The sequence below is a fragment of the Nonomuraea sediminis genome (assembly GCF_018531495.1).
GTDB lineage: Bacteria > Actinomycetota > Actinomycetes > Streptosporangiales > Streptosporangiaceae > Nonomuraea > Nonomuraea sediminis.
Genome location: NZ_JAHDTI010000007.1, coordinates 1 through 20,216, shown reverse-complemented (window position 1 = coordinate 20,216; position 20,216 = coordinate 1). Strand labels below are relative to the sequence as shown.

The window sequence follows — 20,216 nt, the reverse complement described above, 5'->3', positions numbered from 1 at the left end:
GATGCTCAGGCAGGCAGCAGGCCCAGCTGGTCGAGCAGGTCGGCCTCGTCCCAGTACAGGCGGAAGGCGGTGATCCGATCGCCCCGCAGCTCGGCGAACATCGCGCCGCGCATGTCCAGGCTCCTGCCCGACGGCGGCACGACCACATCCTCGCCCAGGTTCAGCTCCCCCGTGTGACGGGCGGTCAGCCGCCACTCGGCCACGACCGTGCCGTCGGGCAGTTCCATCGGGGAGGCCTCCACCCGCACGTCGGACAGGCCGGTGGCGCGGTCACCCGCGTCGGCCAGCAGTTCCTCGCGCGAGGTGATCTCCCTGCCCGCCGACCAGCCACGGCAGTCGGGCGCGTAGAGCGCCTCGATCCGCTCCATGTCACCGGCGGCGGTGGCGAGCAGCGCGTCAAGCACGGTCTCGGTCGGACTCATCTACTCAGCCTCCGATCACGCGGGACTTCATGGCGGCGAACTCCTCGTCGGTGAGCGCGCCCGACTGGTGCAGCCGCGCGAGCCGTTCCAGCTCGGCCAGCGGGTCGGCGGGCGGCTGCGGCGGTGGCTGCTGGTAGGCCTGTGGTGGCGGTGGCTGCTGGTAGGCCTGTGGTGGCGGCTGCTGTGTGGCCTGGTAGGCCGCTTCCGCCTGCTCGTTGTACTGATCCTGCGTGGCCCTGTTCTTGCCGGCTTTGTAGGCGACGGCCGCGGTCGCCGCCCCGGCCGCGGCTCTCAGCAGTGGCCTGCGGGGACGGAGAAAGACACCCATAAGGCAGCCATCCCCCGTTTTTCGTCTGGCCAGAGTCAAGCTCTCGGCTTGTTTGCGCCGTGCCCGCGCGGGCGCCCGCGGAAGCGAGCGCCCGCGACAGGACGTGACCTACGCCGTGGCGATCTCGTAGACGGCGAAGTTGCCCCACTTGAGGTTGGCGTTGCGGACCACCAGGCGGAGCTTGCGCGTGGTGACCCGCTGGGGCAGCGTGATCGTGCGGTTCTCGACGGTCGCGGTGTTGGCCGACCAGGTCAGTTTCTGCCCGGCCACCTGGGTCGCCCAGGCCGAGCCGTTCCAGGTCTGCACGTCGAGTTCGGTGATGGCCTGGCCGGTGGCCCAGGCGGTGTGGATGGTGACCGAGCCGATGCTCCTGTCCTGGCCGTAGTCGACGTCGATGGTGCCGGGGAAGGTGACGCCGCCGGCGAGGCTGCTCCACGAGGTGTTGACGTCGCCGTCGACCATGCGGAAGGGATGCAGGACGCCGAGGGTGGCGTAGGAGGTGGTCGCCACCGTCACCGGACCCGGGTACTGGTGGAAGCCGCGGTCGGGCTGGGTGGCGGGGACGGTGCCGCCGAAGTAGTCCGCGACGCCGGGCGCCAGGCTCACGCCCCTGCCCCTGGCGGGCGAGTCGGCCTGGAGCTTGTAGTCCTCGGCGGCGGTGGAGCCGGGGTTGACCAGCTTCGGGTCGGACCTCAGCGCGTTGGTGTCGGAGGGCGCGGGGCCGCCGTAGTAGAGGTTGGCGTCGTAGAGCGTGCCGTTCTGCGCGTCGTAGCCGGCGGTGGTCTTGTTGACGACGACGTTGTTGCGGATCTTGATGCCGGACGCGTTGTTGTAGATGTGCACGATCTTGCCGAGCGGGTAGCTGCCGGCGCCGTTGTAGGGCGGCTTCACCACGACCACGCGGCCCCCGGCGTACAGCGTGTTGTTGTAGATCTCGGTGCCCGACGTCTCGGTGGACAGGCTGAACAGCTCGTAGCCGTCGTCCCTGCTCAGGTTGTAGCGGACGGTGTTGGTCCTGGTGGGGGCGCTGGTGAAGGAGACGGTGATGAAGAAGCCGCCGTCGTTCTCGTGGCTGTAGTTGTACTGCACCACGCTGCGGTTGTTGTCGGCGTCGGAGTCGAAGCCGTGCCCGTCGGTGCCGGGACCGTTGAAGCCGGTGCGCGAGACCTCGTTGTGCTGGACGACGATGTCGTCGTTGCCCTGCCACCAGATCCCGACGTTGCCGCCGTTGTTGACCAGCCGGCCGCTGGCCGCCTTGTCGACCCGGTTGTTCTCGATCAGGGCGCCCTTGGTGTGCATGGGCGTGATGCCGCCCGCGGTCACGTCGTGGACGTAGTTGCCGCGGATCGCCACGCGGGTGCTCGGCGTCCAGGTGGCGACCTCGGAGTCCGGGATGCCGGTCTCGGCGGGATACAGGCTGGTCATCCCGTTACGCCGTGACCAGGTGGACCAGGTGATGATCCCGTAGGAGCGGATATTGGCCACTTCGTTGTTCTCGATGACCAGGTTGTCGTAGGAGGTGGGGACGCTGTTGCCCCTGATGGACACCAGCAGCCCGGCCGAGCTGACGTAGCTCCCGCCGGGGCCGTCCACGTCGTGGATGTACAGGTTGCGCAGCGTGACGCCGGCCAGCACGCCGGCGTCCTTGGCGTACAGGTTGACGCCGGTGCGCGGGGTGGTGCCGTTGCTCCAGTTCGTCACCTCGAGCCCGTCGACGGTCAGGTCGTGCACGTTGCTCACCTTGACCGCGGCGTCGACCGTGCCCTCTCCCGCGATGATCGGCTTGGCGCCGGTCCCGTAGGCGCCCACAAACGCGGGGCTGCCCGCCGTACCGGCTCCCCGGACGGTCAGCTGGCCGCTCCAGCGCTGCCCGGCCCTGAACAGCAGCCGGTCACCTGGGCCGAGCGTCAGCTGACTTGCCTTCGCCAGCGACTGCCAGGCCGAGGCCGAACTGGTGCCGGAGTTGGCGTCGCTGCCCGCCACGGCGTCGACGTAGTAGGTGGTCCCCGCCGCCGCGTGAGCCGGTACGGCAGGCAGTAAGGCCAGCAGGCACAGGGATAGCAGGAGTTTGCGCATCAAGATGCTCCTATTTCGAGATTCCGGCGGTCATTCCGTCGACGATGCGGCGGCCGAGCCAGAGGTAGAGCACGATCATGGGGTAGACGAGGATGACGATCCCGGCGAACAGGCCGCCCCAGTCGGAGCTGTACTGCATGGAGCTGTAGAGGTTGAGCAGCGCGGCGGGCAGCGTGCGCTCCCCGGGCTGCGGTGCGATCAGCAGGACGAGCAGCGTCTCGTTCCACAGGCCGATGACGTTGAGCACGAGCACGGTGACCACGCCCGGCCTGGCGACCGGCAGCACGATCCGCACGAAGGACCGCAGCGGGCCGGCGCCGTCCATCTCGGCGGCCTCCTCGATCTCGTGCGGCAGTGAGCGCATGTATCCGGTCAGCACGAAGACCGAGAACGGCAGCGACAGGGCCACCTGGAAGATCAGCAGCGTGATGCGGTTGTCCCACCAGCCGGTGACCCAGTCCTCCATGAACGTGTACAGCGACAGCTTGATCACCACGATGGGGATCACCACGGTCTGCAGCGGGATGCTCAGTCCCATCGCGAAGTAGCCCGTCAGCGGACCGGCGAGCCGCCGGCTCGAGCGCGCGAGCACGTACGCGGCCGGGGCCGACAGCGCCACGATGAGCAGCGAGCCGAGCAGCGTGAGCACCGCGCTGTTCAGCGCGGCCGAGGAGAACCCGGCGGCCTGCCAGGCCGCGCCGTAGTTCTCCCAGTGCGGATCATCGGGCAGCGAGAACGGGCTGAGCCAGACCTGGCCGGACTCCTTGAGCGACTGCAGCCCGATCCAGGCGACGAGGGCGAGGTTGAAGGCCACCCAGGCCCACAGCGCGATCGCGGTCGCGCGCGGCAGCAGGACGTCGCCGAGCAGGCGCCTCATGCCAGCTCCACCCGCTCGCGGCGGGTGATGCGCCGGGTCAGCGCGACGAGCACGGCCGTCACCAGGAGCACGACGACTCCCATCGCGGCGGCCCTGCCCAGGTCAGGCACCCCTGAGCCGCTGATCGAGTAGTACTGCTGCACGGCCACGGTCCTGGCCTGCAGGGGCGGGCTGGCCGGGGTGCCCGCCGTGGTGAAGGCGAGCACGATCTCGAAGATCTTCAGGCTGTTGACCACCCACAGCACCGCGGAGACGGCGAAGACGTCCCAGGTCAGCGGCAGTGTGATGTGCCGGAACTGCTCCCATCTGGTGGCTCCGATCAGATGGGCGTCCTCGTAGATGTAGGCGGGGATGCCGTCGGCCGCCGACATCATCAGCGCCACGTAGAAGCCGGTGCTCGACCAGACCAGCCCGCCCACGATGCAGCGGAAGACCAGGTCGGGCCCGAGCCAGGGCTGCGGATCGAGGCCGATCCAGCCGAGCACGGTGTTGACGGCGCCGCCGGGGTTGAGCAGGAAGCCGATGGCGGCGCCCACCGCGATCACCGAGATGATCATCGGCAGGAAGATCACCGAGCGGATGAAGGCCCGGCCCTTGAGCTGCCTGAGCACCACCATCGACAGGAACGTGAAACCGAACACGAGCCCGCCGCCGACGACGCCCAGCACGAAGGTGTTGACGAACGACTGGCGGAAGACGTCGTCGCGCAGCAGCGCGAGATAGTTGCCCAGGCCGCGCCAGCTCATCTCCGAGCCGGGGCCCGCCCACCTGGTGAGGCTGACCCAGAGCCCGAACAGCGACGGCCCCACGAACAGCAGCGTGTAGGCGAGCAGCGCCGGGAGCAGGAAGGGCCAGAAGGCGCGCCGGATGTTGGCTCCCATGGCTCAGTTGGTGTTGGCCAGGTGCTCGGCGGTCTTGCGCTTGCCGTCCTTGACGAACGTCGCCGCGTCGATCTTGCCGGAGATCAGCTGGTCGTCCAGCGGCAGGAACAGGTCGTTCCACCAGCTCTTGTCGGCCGCCGCGTCGTCGTAGGTCCTGTGCGTGGCGGTGGCCTCGTTGACCGCCTTCTGCACGCCCAGCAGGTGCTCGGGCGCCGGCACGTCGGCCCGCGAGGGGATGTTGAGCGCGGACGTCGAGATCTGCTGGATGTACGGCTTGCGCAACGCGAACGCCAGGAACTTCTTGGCCGTGGCCACGTTCCTGCTCTTGGCGTTGACGGCCCAGCCGAGGGTGCCGACCTCGACGGAGTTCTGGCCGCCCGCCGGGAGCTGGAAGGAGGCGACCTTGGCGCCCGCGGCGAGCTTGTCGTGGGTCTCGCCGGCCAGCCAGGTGCCGTTGATGTTCAGGTCGTAGGTGCCCTGCGCCCAGGCGTCCTGGGCGGCGGGGAACTTGGTGGCCATGAAGTCCTTCTGGAAGTAGCCGCCCTTGGCCAGCTGCTCGACCTTCTTGGCGGCGTCGAGGATCTCGGGCTTGTCCCAGGCGGCGGGGTCCTTCGACAGCGCTTTGAGGCTGCCCGCCCCGTTGGCCCGCACCAGCAGGCTGTAGAACCAGTAGACGTTGTAGAAGTTGATCGTGCCGTCCTGGCCGATCGGGGCGCGGCCCTCCTTCTTGGCCTTGTCCAGGTAGGCGATGAAGTCGTCCCAGGTCTTGGGGTCGAGGCCGGGGTGCTTGGCCGCGTCGTACCAAACCGCGGTGGAGATGACCGTGTGCGGGACGAAGGCCAGGCCCTTGTCGGTGGAGGAGGCCTGCCGTACGGCCTGGGGCAGGACGTCCTGGACCTTCTTGCCCTCGCCGGGGATCTCGGCGGTCAGCACGTCGTCGAGCGGGGTGACCACGTTCTGCGCGGCGAACGCGGCGATGTTGTCCGTGGCGGTGTCGAACAGGTCGGGGCCCTGGCCCGAGGCCATCTCCGTGGCCAGGTTGTCGACGCCCTTGCGGCCGGCGAACTTCACGTCGACCTTGGTGCCGGTCTCCTTGGCGAAGTCGTCGAAGATCGTCTTGATGATCTTCCCCTGGGGTTCGTCGGCGCCCCAGGCGGAGACGTAGACCAGGGACTGCTTGCCTGGCTCGGCGCTGTTCTTCTTGCCGCAGGCGGACACGCCCAGGGCCAGGGCGCCGAGCGCCACGACGGCGGTGAGCTTACGCATGGATGGCGGGGCCTTTCTGAAGGGGGGTGACGGTTCCTGTGTGCCGGGCGCGTTCGGCCGTCCAGACCACCCGGTGCGTGGCGAGGCTCTCGGTTCCGCTGGTCAGGACCAGCGCCGGGTCGCCCTGGGCGACCGCGGCCACGAAGGCGTCCAGCATGGCGGCGTCTCCGCCGCCGTGGCCGGTCGCCGCCGAGGCGTCCTGACCGGCCGTGGTGAGGATCTCGGTGATCTCGTCGGTGACGAAGTCGTGCACCGTCAGCCGCACGCCGTCCCCCTCGATGGAGCCGCGCGTGCCGAAGACGCGCGTCTTGCGGTGCTCCAGAGCGGCGAAGGCGGTGACGGTGCAGGTGGCGGAGGTGCCGTCGGCGAACTCCATGGTCACGACCTGGGTGTCGACCACGTCGTTGTCGCAGGCGTAGACGCACCTGCCGTACGGGCCGTCGCGCAGCGCGGCGAGCACGCCCGCCTCGGTGTGGTCGGCGGTGACCGCCGACAGCGGCCAGTACTCCTTGTCGGGGTCGCCGAGACAGCCCAGGTAGAGCCGCCTGGCCGAGTAGGGGCAGTCGGGCTCGATCGGGCAGTCCAGGCACCGCTTGGCCGCGCCCGCCGGTGCGCTCTCGGCGCGGAAGTGGACGAGGTTGCCGAAGGAGGAGATCCGCTCGGGCAGCGCGCCCTTGATGTGCACGATCCAGTCCAGGTCGTGGCACGCTTTGGCCAGCAGCATCGAGGCCGACTCGGCCTCGACGCTCCAGTTCCCCCGGACGAAGGAATGCGCCTGGTGCCACCAGCCGACCTGCTCGAGATGCTGGATGTTCATGATCTGGCCGATCCGGCCGCCGTCGATGAGCTCCTTGAGCGCCCGGGTGTAGGGCGTGTACCGCATCACGTGGCAGACGGCGAGGATCACGCCGTTCCTGCCGGCGGCCTCGGCGATCGCCGCGGCCTCCTCCTCCGTGGGAGCCATCGGCTTCTCCAGCAGGATGTGGTAGCCGAGCTCCGCGGCGCGTACGGCGGGCCCCAGGTGCATCCGGTCCTGGGTCGCCACGATCACCGCGTCGGCCAGCCTCGGTACGGCGAGCAGTTTCTGCCAGCTAGCGAAGGTGTGCTCGGGCGGGATGCCGTGCTCGGCCGCCAGCCTCTCCCGTCGTCCCGGGTCCGGCTCGGCCACGGCGACGACCCTGGCCCGGCCGGTGGCCAGGGCGTGCTGGGCGTAGCCGATACCGCGCAGACCCGCCCCGATGACGGCGAGTGTGACCATGAACGTCCTTTCGGTCTTGCGACTTACTAATGAAGCCTGTTTTTATTTGTCTGGAAGTTGAGCTGTCAAGGGGGCATAAGTGACGATTCGCGGCAGCGACACCTCGCGGGTGCGCCGGATCAACCTGGCCGCGACGATCCGCGCGCTGCGCGGCCATGGCCCCGTCGGCCTCACTGACCTGGCCAAACGCACGGCGCTTTCCCGCCCCACGGTGGAGAGCCTGGTGGAGGAGCTGCTCGCGGCGGGCTGGATCAGGGAACTGCCACCGGAGAGCGGCCAGATGGGCCGCCCGGCCAGGCTGGTGACCTTCAACGCCATCGGCGGCTACGTGGTCGGCGTGGACGTCGGCTCCTACATCATCCGGGCGACGCTTTCCGACCTGGAGGGCGAGGTGGTCGCGCAGCACGCGGAGCGCGTCGATCCAGCCTCGGGCCGCGCGGCGCGCCTGGCCGCGGCGCGGGCGGCGGCCGCGGGCGCGCTGAAGTCCGCGGACGTGCGGGCCGAGCAGGTCGCCGCGCTCTGCGTGGGCACCACCGGCGTGGTGACGGCCGAAGGCGTGGTCAAGCTGTCCGTCGGGCTGCCCGAATGGACCGGCGTGGACCTGGCGGGCGAGATGCGCGGCGACTTCGCCTGCCCGATCCTGGTCGAGAACGACTGCAACCTGGCCGCGCTCGCCGAGGGCTGGATCGGCCAGGCGCAAGGGGTGACCGACCTGGTCTTCGTCCTGTCAGGCGTGCGGACGGGCGCGGGCCTGCTCATCGACGGCCGCCTGCACAGGGGCGGGCGCGGCGGCGCGGGCGAGATCGGCGCCCTGCCGCTGCTCGGCTGGCACCGCGCGCCCTCGCACCTGACCGGCTTTCCCGGCCTGCCCGAGGGCACCGCGCCGGAGGACGCCGCCGCCTTCGTCTTCGGCCGTGCCCGCGCGGGCGACCCTGCCGCCCACCAGGCGGTCGACGGCTTCGCCAAGGAGCTGTCCGAAGGGGTCGCGGCGCTGGTGCTGACCGTCGATCCCGACCTGGTCGTGCTGGGCGGCGGCATCTCGCGTTCCGGCGACGTGCTGCTCGAGCCGCTGCGCAGGCACCTCGACCCGTACTGCCTGGAACCGCCCGCGCTGTCCGTCTCCACCCTGGGCGACCAGGCGGTCGTCCTGGGAGCGGTACGGCATGCCCTCAACCAGGTCGACGCTAGGCTCTACGACATCGACTCCCCCCTCCCGAGGCCCACCGCATGATCGTGAAATTTCACGAGGACGGCGCACCTGCCCTCTTCGTCCACCCCGAGCTGCCCGAGCACCCCTTCCTCCTGCAGGAAGGCTCCGATCGCTGGCACACCGCGGCACACCGCTGGGGCGCCGGGTTCGCCATCACCTCCCGCGGCTCGGGCCGGTGGCGCGGCCCCGGCCGGGTCACCGACTCATTGAGGCTGGAGGTCACCAGGTCCGCCGGCGAGCGCCTGCTGGAGACCTACACCTGGACCAACGACTCCGACAGCCCGCTGACCGTCGGCTCGCTGGCGATCTCCCTGCCGATCAGGGACGTCTACGACTCGGCGGCCGACTCCCTCGCCAGGGCCTGCCACGCGCACGTGTGGACCGGCGGCGCCTGGTCGTGGGTGCTCGCGCAGCCGATGTCGGGCGTGGGGCCCGTGCTCGGCACGGTCGTCAGGCGTGGGTCGCTGTGGGCGTACTCGATCGAGTCGCGCGGCAGCGACACCAGCTCCAACGTGCGCGGGCACCTGATGCTGCACGTCACCGACCACGCCCGCAACCCGTCGGCGTTCGGCGGGCAGCTCCCGCTGGTCCTGGAGCCCGGCGAGAGCTACGTCCTGGAGCTGGAGACCGGCTTCCACGCGTCCGTGCCGGAGTTCCTCGAGGCCACCAGGCCGCCCGTCACGGTGGGCAGCCTGGTGGCCGAGGTGGGCACGCCGCTGCTCGTCGGCTCGCAGGAGATCGTCTCGGACACTCATGGCGTGCGGCAGGTGGAGATCCCGGGCGGTAGCCGTACCGCCGTGCTCTTCCACCAGCCGCGACGCGAGCTGGTCGAGCGCAGGATCGGCAGGATCCTGGCCGACCACCGGCCGCTGGAGCGCGCCGAGCCCGACCGGCACGCCTTCCTCCCCTACGACAACGCGACCGGCCTCACCCAGACCACGAACGGCTGGGGCGACTGGACCGACGGCGCCGAGCGGCTGGCCATGCCCACGCTGCTCCAGGAGGCCCGGCTGCGCGGCTGGGGCCCACAGGAGGAGATCGACGCGGCGCTGCGCGGCTGGGCGCGCTTCGCCCGCCACCGCCTGGTCTCCCCCGACGGCACCGTCCACCGCGGCAGCGACTACCCCGAACGCGTCCCCCGGCTCTACAACTTCCCGTGGATGGCGCACTTCTTCGCCGACCAGTACCGGCTGTACGGCGAGACCGCCGACCTGGAGCTGGCCGCGAGGATCCTCGAGCGCGCCTACGAGCTCGGAGCCGAGAACCACCTGCTGATCGGCCTGCCGGAAGCCGTCAAGCTGGTCGCGTCGCTGAACGGCGACACCGCTCTGACCGAGGCGCTCCAGCGGCACGCCCTGCACTTCGCCGCCCTCGGCACGGAGCTGCCCAGCCACGAGGTCAACTACGAGCAGTCCATGGTGGCGCCGCTCGTCACGCTCCTCGCCGCGGCGGACGCCACACCGGAGACGGAGGCCGCGCTGGAGCGCGCGGTGCGCTGGATGCGCGCCTTCGGCGGGCCCCAGCCGCACGTGCGGCTGCGCGACATCGGCATCCGCCACTGGGACGGCTTCTGGTTCGGCCGCCACCGCCACTACGGTGACGTCTTCCCGCACTACTGGAGCGTGCTCACGGCGGTCGCACTCACCCAGATCGGCGACGCCCAGACGGCGGAGGCGATCTTCCGCGCCAACCTCGCCAACTTCTTCCCCGACGGCACGGCCACCTGCGCCTTCCTCATGCCGAGCTGCGTCGAGGGAGAGCCCGGTCACCGGCCCGACCCGCTGGCCAACGACCAGGACTGGGCCCTCACCCTCTGGCTCAGGCACTCCCCGTGAGGGTCACCTTGGCGTCCCGTCATTGCAGGTGACCGTGTAGTCGACCTTGACCAGCTTCTTCACCGGTGAGAGGAGCTCGACCGCCCGCCAGCCCTTGCCTGAGGCGTTGAACTGCTGCGGCAGCGCAATCGTGGCCGGCTTGGTCGTGCCGGTGGGGAAGTCGAGCTTCACGACGTCACTGCGGGCGCCGTTGTCGTAGGCCCACCGGTACTCCACGTCCAGCGGAGCGCGGTTGACCTTGATCTCACCCGTGAACGTCACGTTCACGGGGCAGGGCCCCTCGTAGTTCGGGCGGTCCACGGCGACCGTCGCCTCGACCGGCGACTCCTCCGTGCAGGTCACCGTGTACGGTGCCCGGCCCGAGTCGTGGCCGCCCGGCTCCAGGATGCGGATCGCCCGCCAGCCGGACGTGCTCGCCGACACCGACGAGGTCACCGTACGGCTGCGCGCGTCCTGGGCCCCGAACTCGGCGACCTGCGGCGCGCTCTCCCCCGCGGCGCTGTCGATCCACTGGTAGACCACCCGGGCAGGCACCCGGGACACCTGCAGCAGCCCTGTGAAGCCGACCGTGGCCGGGCAGGAGCCGCTGTAACCGGCCGGGTCGGCCGACACCGAGGCGGCGGCCTCCAGCGGCCGGCCCGGCAGGCCCTGCGGCAGCGGGTGGTAGGCGTCGTACACGATGGGAGCGCCCTCGCACTGGACGCTGAAGCGGGCCTTGGCCGACAACCCCGCGCGCCCGAGCACCTGCACGGCCTGCCAGCCGGAGACGCTGCTCTCGAACGTCTGCCGATCCCTGACCACGACCTTCCTGGCGCCGCTCACCTTGATCTTCTTGATCGCGCCCTTGGAGCCGTCGCTGCGCACCCACCGGTAGCGCGTCACGCCGTGGCCCTTGACCACCAGCACGGCCGAGAACCCGACGGTCGTCGGGCAGGCGCCGCTCTGCGTGCCAGGCCCGGCCTTCACCCCGGCCACCACGACCTTCACCGGCCCCGCCGCCTCGGCGGGCCCCGTCCAGGCCAACCCGGCGACCAACGCCGCCACCACCAGCAACAGTGCTCTTCTCATATCCCTTTGCTCCCCATGGTTCCTTGGACCTCGGGCAGCCTGGCGCACCAGGCTTGGAGATCACTTGGAACCGACAGGAACCGCGGCCCTGACGGCTCTCGTGGTCAGGGGGCGGTCAGGGCCACGGCCGCCAGGGCCGAGGCGGTCAGGCCGCCCGCTGTCACCAGGGCGGCGGCGACCAGTGGCAGGCGTCCGATCCACTGCCGCAGCCGCGGCGATCTCGCCACGCTCGCCAGCGCGTTCCTGCCTCGCAGTACGGCGATGCCGACCCCTGCCAGGGTGCCCGCCATCCCCACGCCGAAGGCCGCCACCATGGCCAGGGCGAACCCGGCCCGGCCGGTGAGCAGGCCGGTGAGCAGCAGCAGGAAGGCCGAGGGCGAGGGAAGCAGCCCACCCGAGGCGCCCATCGTCACGATGCCCCGCCACGTCAGCAAAGACTCCGCGTCCCCATGCCCGTGCCCATGTCCATGACCGTGCCCGTGACCATGTCCATGGCCGTGACCGTGGCTTGGCCGGGGGCGGAGGTGGCGGCGGAGGAGGCCGATGCCGACTCCCAGGACGACCAGCGCCCCGCCGAGCTGCAACCACCGCGTCACCGCTCCCAGGGAGGGCGCGCTGTCCATGGCGAGCCACCAGCCGACCGCCAGCACGGCCACCGACACGGTGTGCATGACCGCGACGACCACCCCGAGCAGCACCGCGTCACGGGTCCTGCCGTTGCCGCCGACCAGGTACCCGGCCGTCAGCGTCTTGCCGTGCCCGGGCGCGCAGGCGTGGACCGCGCCGGCCACCAGGGCGACCAGCAGCGCGAGCGGCAGCACCACGTCGCTGTCCACCAGGGAGGACAGCTCGGCCGTCCACGCCGCGGCGAACCCGATCGGCGGGCCCGGGGTGCTCGCCGTACCGTCGAAGCGCAGCACGTGCGTGGGAGCCGTCGCGGTGTGGAGCGCGCCCCCGCCGCCCGGCGTGGTGGACACCGTCCGATAGGCCGGGTCCACGTCGGTGAGGGTGGTGATGGTGAGCGTGATGGCGCGGACGGCGGCCGGGCAACGGAAGCGGAGGACCGCGCCGGAGGCGGCGAGTTCCCGCACCGCCTCCGGCCGGCACGCCGTCCCGTCCTGCGACACCGCGATGTGCTCACGCAGGTAGTCGCCGACCGGCCGGCCGCGCTGAGCGAGCCGGGCCAGGTCGTCGGCGGCGGCCGACCAGGTCACCTCGACCGTGTCGCCGCTCGCGGTCACCTTCGCCGCGAGCGGCGGGCCGAAGGGGTGTGCCCACCCCGGGCCCGCCGCTCCCAGCAGGATCAGTGCCGCCAGGCCCGCGGCCGCGAGCAGGCGAACCAGACCCCGTGTCATGATCCTGATCACTGACCGCGGATCCTCGTGGTCTCGAGCGCGTGGATCGAGCCGTCGTCGGTCAGCGCGTAGACCATGTTCCCGCTCACCGACAGCGCCGACGCCACGCCCGCGCCCAGGTTGTACTCGGCCAGCCTGCGGCCGCTCGCCCGGTCGAGCGCCACCACGCGCCCGTCCCAGGTCGTGGCGTAGACCACGGTCTCGGTCGCCAGCGTGTGCATCGCCGGAGAGCCGGGACCCGCCGCCGTGCATCCGGCCGCGACCCGCCACTTGTCGTCCATCGGGCTCTCACCCGGCAGGTAACCGAGCGGCGTCTCCCAGACCGGCTTGTCGGGGGTCGCCGAGGCGGTGTCGTAGGCCCTGACCACGCCGTCGACGCTGGCCACGTAGGCCATCGCGCCCCTGGTCGCCGGGCTGGTCACCGGAGGCGGCCCGGGTTCGCAGGTGCTGGTCGTACCGAGCTTGGCCTGCCAGAGCACCTTCGCGCCCGCCTGCAGATCGTGACCGCGCACGCCCGAGGAGGTCGCCGTCACCAGCCCTGTGTCGGTGAAGGCGGGCGAGGACTGCGTGAACAGGTCACCGCCGGTGTCCACCGAGGACTGCTGCTTGCAGGTGGTCAGGTCCATCGCGATCAGCGTCTGGCTGGATCCCGATTGCAGGTAGGCGGTGGTGGCGCCAGGACGGCGTACGGCGACGCTGTGGAACTCGCCCCAGCCGGTGGGCGCGCCGAATCCGCCGGGCAGCTTGGCGCCGGTCTTGGCGTCGCGGCACAGCACGGTGTTCCACGCCTGATAGACCGCCACGGAGCGGTCAGGCAGGTCGAAGACGCTCACCGGTCCGCCCGCCCGGCCGTAGCGGCGCACGGTCTTGCCGGTGACGTGCTCGTCGTCGATCGTCTCCCACGCCACCTTGCCGGTGCCCGCGTCGAGGGCGTAAACACGTCCGACGCCGGTGGTGAGGTAGACCTTGCCGTCGTGCACGGTCGGGAAGGACTCGGCGTCACCGTCCAGGTAGGTCCGCCACACCTCCGCGCCGGTCAGCCCGTCGTAGGCGAGCATCATGCTGTACGGCGAGTCGAAGGCCTGCGAGGCGACGATCACCTTGCCGTCCCACACGGCCGCGCCGTTGAGGTGGAACTGCTCACCCGTGCTGGCCGCCCAGCGCAGGTCGAGCTTGGCGCCCGGGTCGTCCTTGGACGACGAGCGTGACTCCTCGTCGCCGCCCTGCCTGGTCCAGTCCTGGCCCAGCTTGGGCTGGTCGAGGCGGCCGTCGGCGACCACCTCGAAGGTCGTCTTGACCGCCGGCCATGCCTTGCCCGCGGTGTCGACCGCGACCATCTCCGCCGTGTACGTGCCCGGGTGCAGGCCGGAGATCCGGGAGCTGACCCTGGTCCACGAGACGTGCGCCGTGGGGCACTGCTCCGCCGTACCGCCGGGCGGGGTGTAGCAGTTGACCTGGCCGGTGGGCTTGGACTCGCGGCCGAACTCCAGCTTGCGATCCTGCCAGACCACCTTGCCGTTCTTGAAGCGGACGGTCAGCTCGGCCGTGGCCGGGGTGCGGCCGTCGTCCTCGGCGTACAGCTCGACGGGGACTCCGGCCTTCGCGCCGTGGACGCTGCCCTCGGCGGGGCTGACCAGCGCGACGTCGTCGTCGACCTCGAACTGGCGGTGGGTGCCCGCGATGTAGCCGGTGTCCTCGTTCTCCTTGGTGTTGGGGTCGTCGGTGATGCCGCTGAAGTCGAGGATCTTGTAGTCGGGCCTGGCGGAGTCGATGCCGTACACGCCCATGTTGTTGACCTCGACCGACCTGGCGAACGCGCCGCGCCGGTACTCGGCCTGCTGGTTGTGGCCGGCCGCGAAGATCCGCACGTCGTACTTGGCCAGCTCGTCGACGGTCGGCTGCATGCCGGCGCCGGGACCCCACTGGGTGAACAGCGACCGGTGCGCGAAGACGAGCACCTGCTTGCCGACCGCGTGCCTGCGCAGGTCCTCACGCAGCCACGCCAGCTGCGGGGCCAGGCCGCTGGAGTCGTAGTTGTCCTCCAGGACCACGACGTGACGCCCGTCGCGGTCGAAGCTGTACCACTCGGGGCCCATGTTCCTGCGCCAGTACTCCAGGCTGCCGCCGTAGCCGACGGAGGTCGCGGTGCCGCCGATGTCGTGGTTGCCGATGACCGGGTAGTACGGATGACCGAGCTTGCCCTTGCGCAGGCCCTCACGCAGGATGTCGTAGCCACCCTGGCGGCGCGGCTCGGCCGCGTAGTCGCTCACGGTCAGGTCGCCGGTGGTCATGGTCAGCGTGGCGCCGTGCACCTCGGACATGGCCTCGACCTGGCCCTGCCAGCGCGGCAGCGTGTTCTTGGCCGCGGCGTCGGTGGTGTTGCTCACCTCGACGTCGGAGACCATCAGCCACTTCTCCTTGGGGTTGGCGGCGTTGGCGTCGGGGACCAGCGCGAAGTCCAGCCCCTTCAGCGGCCCAGGCCCGCCTGGCACCTCACGGAAGAAGGCCGGCACGTAGTCGTCACGCAGCACCGGCGTGTAGCCGTTCGGCGAGACGACGCTGACCAGGTCGGTCTCCCTGCGCTTGCGGTCGACGATGATCGAGTAGCCGCCGTCGGCGCCGGTGGTCGCCCACGCCACGCCATCGGTGACGGACACGCCCTGCATGCCCTTCTCCCCGGCGTCCTTGACGCCGTCGCGGTCCTGGTCGGCGAAGACCGTCCCTTCGACGGTCACCTTGTCGGCGGCGCCGCCGGTGAGGGTGAACGTGACGGGCTGGGTCAGCGAGTCATAGCCGTCGTCGGCCAGGAAGTACGCCTTCCAGGTCCCCTCACCGAGGGCGCCGCTGTTCAGCGTGACGGTGCCCGCGGCTTGCGGCGCGTACACCCAGGTCTTCGACGCGACGTCGCCGGGCTTGTCGTCCGGGCCGTACAGGCCCACCCAGTTGCGGGCGCCCGGCTTGTCGGTGGTGTAGCGGAAGGTGAGCGGGTCGCCCAGCTTCGGGTTGACGGTGGTGAGCTCGAGCGTGCTGCCGACCGCGGCCGCGCTGCTCTGCGGGTTGTCCGTGGCGGCCTTGCTCGGCTCCGAGCTCGGGCTGTCCACGGCTGAGGTGCTCGGCTCAGGGCTCGAGCTGTTCACCGCCGCGGTGCTCAAGCTGTCTACCGCCGCGGTGCTCGGGTCGGGGCTCGGGTTGTCGACGGCGGCCTGTGCGGCGCTCGGGGCGAGCACCGCGATCGCGACCCCCGCCGCCACGACACCCAGCCATCCGGTACGGCGGCGCAGCCAGAGCACCGCGGTGACGGCCAGGACGGCGCCGAGCAGGATCACCACCAGGGACAGCGGCGGCCACGGCGAGGCCGGCGCGTGCGAACCGGTGGCGTCGACGACAGGGAGCGCGTCCGTCACGTTCGACGTGACGCCGTCGAACTCGGCGACGATCTGCGACAGCCCGCCCGCGCGCAGCAGGGCGCCCAGATCCAGGCTGTCCACCGTGCACGACCAAGCCAGTTCGATGACCACGCCGCCAGGGATGCCGCCGCTGTCGCCTGACACCCCGTGCGCGCTGACCGGGCAGCCGCCTCCGAGCAGCTCACCCGCCCAGGCGCCGGCGCGCTCAGGGCTGACGACATCGCGGTGCACAACCAAGCGACCGCTTGTTACGCCGAAGGTGCTGCTGACGACCAGCTCGGCATGGGTACGGGTCAAGTGGGCGGACGCAGGACCAGCGGAGATGCCGAGCGTGGCAGCCAGAGCCGCGACGAACACCCCGAGGACCTGCATGGTACGTAACATGTGACGAGTTGCAGTGAGCACGCGACAAAACTAGACAAGTTGCCACACCCCGGCCGAGACCCCACCGGCGATGTTCATCCCATTCGTCCCAAGAGTTCACCCACACCCCAATTCCCCCCACACCGCACACGGCTCTCCTCACCTCCCGCCCCACCAAGGCCATGCGCAGTTCACCATCCGCGCACGGCTCCCCCTCGACACCGCCCCGCCAAGGACACGACCTCCTTCACGCCCACCTCGCAAGGGCATGGCTCTCTCCACCTCTCGCCTTGCCAAGGGCAGGCCCCCTCGCAACCCGGCTCGCCAAGGGCAAAGCCCCCTCGACCCTCACCTGGCCAAGGGCGTGGCTCACCCCCGCCCTGCCAAGGCGTGGCTCACCCCCCGGCCTGCCAGGGCATGACGCTTTCACCATGCGACCTCGCCAAGGGCATGGCGGCGGAGCCGAGGTAGCGGCCCCGGCGGGGAGCTGGGTGGGGCTAGTGGGGGTTGCGGGGTGGGTAGGCGCGCAGGAACGCGGTGGCGCCGGCGTGGGCGTAGTTCTCCAGCTCGCCGTCCGTGACGACGTCGGGGCGGCCGCTGAACATCGTGCGGTTGCTCGGGATCCACAGCAGCAGGCCGGCGAAGTGCTGCGCCGCCGTCATGGGGTCAGGCACCTGGAGCTTCCCCGCTTCGGCCAGGCCGCGGAAGTGCTCGGCGAGCGTGGTGAGGACGCGATGGAAGCCACCCTCCCAGTAGGCGGTCGCCACGTCGGGGAACCGGGGCGCCTCGGCGATGACCAGCCTGCGGATGCGCTGGACCTGAGGATCCATGACCACCCGGATGAAGCGCAGCGCCAGCGTCTCGATCCAGTCCTCGACGTCCTCGATCGCACCCGGCTCCGGCAGGTCCAGGAACGGGGTGTCCACCTGGTTGCCGATCTCCAGGACGATCTCCCTGAACAGACTGGCCTTGTCCGTGAAGTGCTTGTACAGCGTCTGCTTGGACACAGCGGCCGCGGACACCACCTGGTCCAGGTTCGTACCGACGAACCCGTTCTCACTGAACACCGCCGTCGCGGCGTCCAGGATCACCTGGCGCTTGCCTCCGGCCTGATCACTCGCTGCCATCCGCACTCCTCCGTGCCCTCAGCGTTCCCTGTTCGGCGTGAACCCGACCCTCACCGGTCCCTGCTCAGCACAGCCCCAGCCCTCAGCCGACCCTGCACAGCCCAGACCCGACCCTCAGCCGTTCCCGCACAGCGCGGGCCCGACTCTCAGCGGACCCTGCACAGGGCAGGCCCAACCGTCACCGGCCTCTACCCAGCACAAGCCCAACCCTCAGCCGTTCCCGCACAGCCCAGACCCGACCCTCGGCCGTCCCTGCACAGGGCAGGCCCAACCGTCACCGGCCTCTACCCAGCACAGGCCCGACCCTCAGCCGTCCCTGCTCAACACAGGTCCGACCCTCAGCCGTTCCCGCACAGCGCAGGCCCGCCCCACAGCCGTCCCTGCTCAACACAGGCCCGCCCCACAGCGGATCCTGCACAGCGCGGGACCGCCCCATAGCGGGCCCTGCTCGGCGCGAGGCCGGCGGGGGGTGCCTGCCGTACAGGGTAGACGGTACCGGACCGTACTGGTACTGTACCGAACCGTACCGTACGGTACCGGACCGTACTTGTAGTGAAGGAGCATAGAAATGAGCAGCAGCGTCATCTCTACCGACGGCGCCCGTATCGCGTTCTCGGTGACTGGCACCGGCCCGGCGCTCGTGATCGTCGACGGGGCCATGGGCTACCGTCAGTTCAACCCCACCGAGCAGGTCATCGCGCAGGCGCTGGCCGATCGGTACACCGTGTACACCTACGACCGCCGTGGCCGCGGCGAGAGCGGCGATGCCGCCAGCTACAGCGTGCAGGCCGAGATCGACGACATCGCCGCCCTGATCGAGCACGCGGGCGGGCAGGCCGCCCTGCTGGGGTTCTCCTCCGGCGCCGTCCTGGTACTGGAGGCGGCGCTGGCCGGACTCCCCGTCACCGGGCTCGCTCTCTACGAGCCGCCCTTCGTCGTCACCGACGACCGGCGCCCGATCGGCCCCGACTACCGGGAGCGGCTCCAGCAGGCCGTGGCCGAGGGCCGCCCAGGGGACGCGGTGGCGCAGTTCCTCACCGAGGCCGCCTACATGCCCGCCGAGTTCGTCGAGCCCATGCGCGCCGAGCCGTACTGGGCCGGCATGGAGCAGCTCGCGCCGACCCTCGCCTACGACGCCGCCATCATGGGCCGGACTATGTCAGGCGACCCGGCCGAGCTGCGGCGCTACGCCCCGGTCACCACTCCCACGCTGGTGCTGTACGGCGGCGCCAGCACCCCCTGGCTCGCGGCCGGAGCCACCACGATCGCCGGAATCCTGCCGAACGCCGACCTCAAGTCCCTCCCGGACCAGACCCACGACGTCTCCCCCGAGGTACTCGTCCCGGCCCTGTCGGACTGGCTGCCGACTCTGAAGGCATGACCGCCCCGCGCCGTGCCGGGGCCCTCGCTTTCCCCGAGGTACTCGCCCCGGCCCTGTAGGGCTGACTGCCGACCCTGAAGGCATGACCGCCCGCGCCGTGCCGGCTGACTGCCGACGCTGAAAGGATGACCGACTGCGCTACGCCGGGCTCTCCCTTCCCCGAGGTACTCGCCCGACCCTGTCGAGCTCGCTGCCGGCCCTGAGGCGTGACTGACCGCGCCCTGGGTCCCTCCCCGACGAGCCGACCTTCCGACTTCCGGTCACGCCAGGCCGGTACCCGCAGCGAAGCACCGGCTGGTACCCGCGGCAAAGCACAGGAAGGTACGTGACGCGCGAAGGCGGGCGATCAATCAGCGCCCTGCAGGATCCCCGACACTGCCGGGCCGCGACGCAGGCGGGCTCCTATGGCGGTTGACCGGTCGGGCCCTAATGACGGTTGACGCGGCGGACTCTCTTGAGGGCTGATCAGGTAGGCCTGCCACTGCCTCGCGACCTGCGGGGAGCAGGGGGGTTCTGGACCGGTGGAGGGCCATCCGCGATCCTGGGCACGTCCTACACGAGGGAGACCGACCATGAACGCACAGGTGGACGTGCTGACCGCAGGCTACGCCGAAGACCGGGTCGCGAGCACGGTGACGCTGATCAGGGACCAGGACGCGGTGATCGTGGTGGATCCCGGCATGGTGGCCGGGCGGCACCTGATCCTGGACCCGCTGCGCGACCTCGGCGTCGCCGTCGAGGAGGTCACCGACGTGGTCTTCAGCCATCACCACCCCGACCACACGCTCAACGCGGCGCTGTTCCCCCGCGCCAGGTTCCACGACCACTGGGCGATCTACCAGGACGACCGGTGGGACAGCCGGGAGGCGGAGGGATTCGCCCTGTCGCCGTCGGTCCGCCTGATGGCCACGCCCGGCCACACCCTGCAGGACATCTCGACCGTGGCCGACACCGACGAGGGCGCGGTGGTGCTGACCCACCTGTGGTGGAACGCCGAAGGCCCCGACCCCGACCCGCTCGCTGAGGACCTCGAGCAGTGGCGCGCGGGCAGGCGCCGGGTCCTCGACCTCCATCCCGTCCTGATCATCCCGGGACACGGGGCCGCGTTTAACCCTACATATGTCGAGTAATCAGTGTTACGGTCCGAGTATGGCTAGGACGCGACACTCATCCCATCGCGTGACACAGGTCCTGGCGGTGCTGGCCGCGGCGCCCGAGGAGTGGCGTCACGGCTTCGACCTGATGCGCGAGTCCGGGATCTCCTCCGGGACGCTCTACCCGCTGCTCGCCCGCCTCCACGAGGACGGCTTCCTCGAGGCCCGCTGGGAGTTGCCCGGCGACGGCGGGCGCCCGCGGCACGCC

At 70.7% G+C, this 20,216-nt stretch carries 16 protein-coding genes; 5 read left to right on the top strand and 11 right to left on the bottom strand.

What is annotated here, in order from left to right; genetic code table 11:
* Window positions 1-5: 5 nt before the first annotated feature.
* The 7 genes from KIK09_RS28550 to KIK09_RS28520 all read right to left on the bottom strand — a co-directional run bounded on the left by KIK09_RS28550 (window position 6) and on the right by KIK09_RS28520 (window position 7,108).
* Window positions 6-422 (bottom strand): ester cyclase, encoded by a 417-nt coding sequence (locus KIK09_RS28550; protein WP_214322477.1) that lies wholly within the window; start codon window positions 420-422, stop codon window positions 6-8.
* Window positions 423-426: 4 nt separating this feature from the next.
* Window positions 427-750, bottom strand: a complete 324-nt coding sequence (locus KIK09_RS28545) for an SHOCT domain-containing protein (protein ID WP_214322476.1) — start codon at window positions 748-750, stop codon at window positions 427-429.
* A gap of 108 nt (window positions 751-858) precedes the next feature.
* Window positions 859-2,826 carry a discoidin domain-containing protein gene (locus KIK09_RS28540; RefSeq protein WP_214322475.1) on the bottom strand — a complete coding sequence of 656 codons (1,968 nt, stop codon included), beginning with the start codon at window positions 2,824-2,826 and terminating at the stop codon, window positions 859-861.
* 10 nt (window positions 2,827-2,836) lie between these two features.
* On the bottom strand, window positions 2,837-3,703 hold the full coding sequence (locus tag KIK09_RS28535; protein ID WP_214322474.1) for a carbohydrate ABC transporter permease: 867 nt from the start codon (window positions 3,701-3,703) through the stop codon (window positions 2,837-2,839).
* Entirely contained in the window at window positions 3,700-4,584 is an 885-nt protein-coding gene (locus tag KIK09_RS28530; protein WP_214322473.1) for a carbohydrate ABC transporter permease, read from the bottom strand. Before KIK09_RS28530 ends, KIK09_RS28535 begins: the two co-directional genes overlap by 4 nt.
* Before the next feature lie 3 nt (window positions 4,585-4,587).
* Window positions 4,588-5,850: an ABC transporter substrate-binding protein gene (locus KIK09_RS28525; RefSeq protein ID WP_214322472.1), complete on the bottom strand. Its 1,263-nt coding sequence runs from the start codon at window positions 5,848-5,850 to the stop codon at window positions 4,588-4,590.
* Window positions 5,843-7,108 (bottom strand): Gfo/Idh/MocA family protein, encoded by a 1,266-nt coding sequence (locus KIK09_RS28520; RefSeq protein WP_214322471.1) that lies wholly within the window; start codon window positions 7,106-7,108, stop codon window positions 5,843-5,845. Before KIK09_RS28520 ends, KIK09_RS28525 begins: the two co-directional genes overlap by 8 nt.
* 79 nt (window positions 7,109-7,187) lie before the next feature.
* Here KIK09_RS28520 and KIK09_RS28515 point away from each other — a divergent pair, with 79 nt between their 5' ends.
* Window positions 7,188-8,339 (top strand): ROK family transcriptional regulator, encoded by a 1,152-nt coding sequence (locus KIK09_RS28515; protein ID WP_214322470.1) that lies wholly within the window; start codon window positions 7,188-7,190, stop codon window positions 8,337-8,339.
* A 2-nt stretch (window positions 8,340-8,341) separates the two neighbouring features.
* Window positions 8,342-10,153, top strand: a complete 1,812-nt coding sequence (locus KIK09_RS28510; RefSeq protein WP_214322469.1) for a hypothetical protein — start codon at window positions 8,342-8,344, stop codon at window positions 10,151-10,153.
* A 3-nt stretch (window positions 10,154-10,156) separates the two neighbouring features.
* Here KIK09_RS28510 and KIK09_RS28505 read toward each other — a convergent pair whose 3' ends face one another.
* From KIK09_RS28505 to KIK09_RS28490, 4 genes are all read right to left on the bottom strand, one after another.
* Window positions 10,157-11,221, bottom strand: coding sequence for a hypothetical protein (locus tag KIK09_RS28505; RefSeq protein ID WP_214322468.1), 1,065 nt, complete (start codon window positions 11,219-11,221; stop codon window positions 10,157-10,159).
* Window positions 11,222-11,325: 104 nt separating this feature from the next.
* Entirely contained in the window at window positions 11,326-12,576 is a 1,251-nt protein-coding gene (locus KIK09_RS28500; protein WP_214322467.1) for a hypothetical protein, read from the bottom strand.
* 8 nt (window positions 12,577-12,584) lie between these two features.
* Complete coding sequence (locus tag KIK09_RS28495) at window positions 12,585-16,355, bottom strand: outer membrane protein assembly factor BamB family protein (RefSeq protein WP_214322466.1); 3,771 nt, start codon at window positions 16,353-16,355, stop codon at window positions 12,585-12,587.
* 488 nt (window positions 16,356-16,843) lie between these two features.
* Complete coding sequence (locus tag KIK09_RS28490; protein ID WP_214322465.1) at window positions 16,844-17,473, bottom strand: TetR/AcrR family transcriptional regulator; 630 nt, start codon at window positions 17,471-17,473, stop codon at window positions 16,844-16,846.
* A 568-nt stretch (window positions 17,474-18,041) separates the two neighbouring features.
* Between KIK09_RS28490 and KIK09_RS28485 the strand changes: the two genes are divergently transcribed.
* From KIK09_RS28485 to KIK09_RS28475, 3 genes are all read left to right on the top strand, one after another.
* Complete coding sequence (locus KIK09_RS28485) at window positions 18,042-18,854, top strand: alpha/beta fold hydrolase (protein WP_214322464.1); 813 nt, start codon at window positions 18,042-18,044, stop codon at window positions 18,852-18,854.
* 572 nt (window positions 18,855-19,426) lie between these two features.
* Window positions 19,427-19,984: an MBL fold metallo-hydrolase gene (locus KIK09_RS28480; protein WP_214322463.1), complete on the top strand. Its 558-nt coding sequence runs from the start codon at window positions 19,427-19,429 to the stop codon at window positions 19,982-19,984.
* A 49-nt stretch (window positions 19,985-20,033) separates the two neighbouring features.
* The coding region (locus KIK09_RS28475; RefSeq protein WP_214322462.1) for a PadR family transcriptional regulator at window positions 20,034-20,216 on the top strand (183 nt) is incomplete at its 3' end.